Here is a 2944-nt window from a genome sequence, read left to right on the forward strand (position 1 = left end):
CCAGAACGCGATCCTCTGTTTCGTAGAGGTGTGCTGAGGCGATTCGCTGTCGTTCGTCCGCCTCGAAGATCCCGTGAAGGCGATTTCGGATGGGACCGTGTAGCAGGCTGTCGCCGACGGCGATGTGAATGTTCAGTACCGGTGCTTCGGCCAGCGTTTTCACCTCGGCGAAACGGAGGGCAGCGACGAGGAGTCGGAATCGTGCGATCGATGCAGCGAAGGGGTTGATGTCGACCCCGAACACAGAGTCGAGCGCTTTTGCTGCGGCGGAGCGTCGGCCTGCGGCAGGGTCTTTGTCGAGCCAGCGGTTGGCGAGTCGATCGAACGCCCCGAGGAGGAAGTGGCCGGAGCCGCAGGCGGGGTCGATCATGCGGAACCCTTCGCCGTCGGGACCGTTGAGCCCGAATTCTTCGATGGCGGGGTCGAGTGTGCGGTCGAGGATGAACTCTTCGACGAAGTCCGGTGTCTGCAGTAGCGCGAACGTCTTCTTCGCATGCTCGGAGAGATCTTGGTAGAGGTCGCCGAGGAAGCGGGTGTTCCAGTCGTCGTCGGCGAAGTCCCACACCAGTTCGTTGGACTCGACGTCGGTGGAGCGCCAGATTGCGAGGAGCTCGCGGCAGGCGTCGTCGGACGGGCCGAACTGCCAGAGCGGGTTGTGCGCACCGAACACCTCGTCGAGCCCAGGGACCTTGGCGGCTTCTTCGAAGACGTGGGTGAGGTAGCGGCGTTCGCCGGCGTCGGTGTGCTCACGGAAAAACTCGCGTTGGTTGTCAGTTGCCCAACGGCGCCAATCGCCCGGGCCCGAGACCATCGGTTGGGTGACAAGGCCATTGTCTTCGCAGAAACGGATGAACACGCAACCCAGCACCCACGACACGGCGACCTGCGCGAGCAGGCCTTCACGCCAGACGTCGACGTCATGGGCGGTGCGCTCAGCATCGAACGCTGCCTGCCACTGGGCCTGCACCAGTTCACGGACCTCGTCGACGTCGCTGGCGCGTACTCGGAGATCGTCAACGAGCGTGACGACCTCGGCCTTCAATACCCGCGTGAATTCCTGACGATCGATCATGCAGACACAGCTCCAGTGCGGTGGGCGTTGCGGAGCCAATCAGCCGGGATCTGGCTCCATTCGTTGCGAGAAATCACGGGCACGGCACGCCCATCGAGGAGCGGCACCTCGGTTGCCGATGCCGATGGCATCAACAGCCAGACGGCAGACAGCGACGTCGACCCGGCATGCAGCAGGTCACGCCACTTCGCCACCATGTCGAGCGAGTCGTAACGGGCGAGGAGACCAAGGTTCGTCATCAACACAGTGCCATCGAGCGCTGCCAGGCGAGCGGTGACCTTGACGAGTGCAGCATCGACCATCTTCTGCACGTTCGCCCATGCGGTGCCGCCATCGCCGGCGGCATCGGCAGCAGCAAGCGTTGCCCACGGAGGCTTGCCATTTGCCGTGAGCGTTTCGAGTTCCTCGACGATCCATGCATCGAGATTGACGGTGGACGTCGCCAACCTTGCGAGCTGGCGCTCGGCGGTAGTCAGGCCGTTCGACGCCTGCACCAAGATCAGCAACCCGCCGCTCGTGCGTGCCTTAACGAGACGATCCTCGAACTCGGCAGCATTGTCGATTTCGATGGCAGGTGGGGGCGGCCCCGACGTCGTGGTGTTGTACCGGCTGAGCGAGGCGCTGTATGCGCTGGTGCCGTGCGGCGTGTACTGCGGGCTGACGTATGCCTTGGCACTGGCATCCCACTTGAGGTCGACATCGGCATCAGCAAGCGCATTATCGAGTTGCGGGCGCCCCGGCAGGCCATTGGCAGCAGGGAACCGGGCGGCGATCTTCTTCCCGATCGCGTCCGCGGTCATGGGTTCGCTCGACACGAACGAACGGCGCGCGGCGCGCAACGCGGGGATCGGGGCGAGGCCCACCCGGTACAGCTCGAGGCGGGCGTTGACCGCGGCGCCGTCGCACAGGTCGGCAACGAGGTCGGCGAGATGACTGTCGGTGAATGGCTGTGCGCCGGACGGCGGCGTGACGGTGCGGAGTGCATCGACCAGCTCGCGGCGGCCGATCACGTCGTGGCGGGCAATCAGGGCTTCGGTTGCGGTGTCGAGCGCGGATGCGTAGGCGGCAAGCTCCTGGGCCAAATCGGCGCCGCCGTCGCCCTGCATGGTGGAGAGCACCACCGAACCCTTCCGGCGTCGAACGATCCAGCCGGGCTCGCTCAGCTGTTCCTCGGTCAGGGTGGCAACGCGCAGCAGCCCCGAAGCCAGCAACGTCGATGACTCCCCAGGGGCGTCTGGCGCGCTCGTCAAGAGACGCGAAGAGAGCTGCGGCGCGCTTGCCACCTGTAGCTGCCGAAGATCGTTGCGGACGACATCGCGAAGCTCGGTGATTCTTGCGACCTTCGACCACGCCTGACGCAGCGCAGTGACCAGTTGCGAGACACGCCCCGGAGTGACGTCGAGCCACTCGGCCAGCTCGCCTTGCGACGCCCACGGATCACGGCCCGGCTCGAGCCCAGTCAAAATCCGGGCGAGCTGAGCACGCGACTGCAAGTCCTTCGTACTGGCCGCGGGAGCAATGAGTGCGGCGAGCGCTGCCAACGAGTTGTCGGCAGGGTCGGGCCCAGCCGGCTGACTGTTGTCGTCTTGATCTGCGCCGGTGCTTGCTGGCAGCGGACCGAAGCGCGTGCTGAGCACGTCGAACGCCTCACGGATCTCACCACGTGTCTTCGCGCCGACACCGGTCAGCGACGAGAGCCGCATCAGCGGGAACGCGAGGAGCTGCTCGATGGTGACCACGTCCGCAGCTTCGAGGGCGCTGACCGCACGCTTGGTGAGCGGAAGCGAGAGCAGCGGAGAAGCCAGCGTCGCGCCATCGGGGACAGCGAAGTCGTCGTCGGCCTCGGGATGATTCGACGGGGTCGACGGCGTC

General features: G+C 65.5%; 2 protein-coding genes. Both read right to left on the reverse strand.

Annotation, left to right across the window (positions count from 1 at the left end; translation table 11 throughout):
* A partial coding sequence (pglX, locus tag ACH2EI_RS17420) for a BREX-2 system adenine-specific DNA-methyltransferase PglX (protein ID WP_395160974.1) occupies window positions 1-1072 on the reverse strand: 1072 nt, incomplete at its 3' end.
* Window positions 1069-2944, reverse strand: a 1876-nt coding sequence (locus ACH2EI_RS17425) for a hypothetical protein (RefSeq protein ID WP_395160976.1), incomplete at its 5' end; no start/stop codon positions are given. The genes pglX and ACH2EI_RS17425, both read right to left, overlap by 4 nt.

Source organism: Ilumatobacter sp., from assembly GCF_041688325.1.
Classification (GTDB): Bacteria; Actinomycetota; Acidimicrobiia; order Acidimicrobiales; family Ilumatobacteraceae; genus Ilumatobacter_A.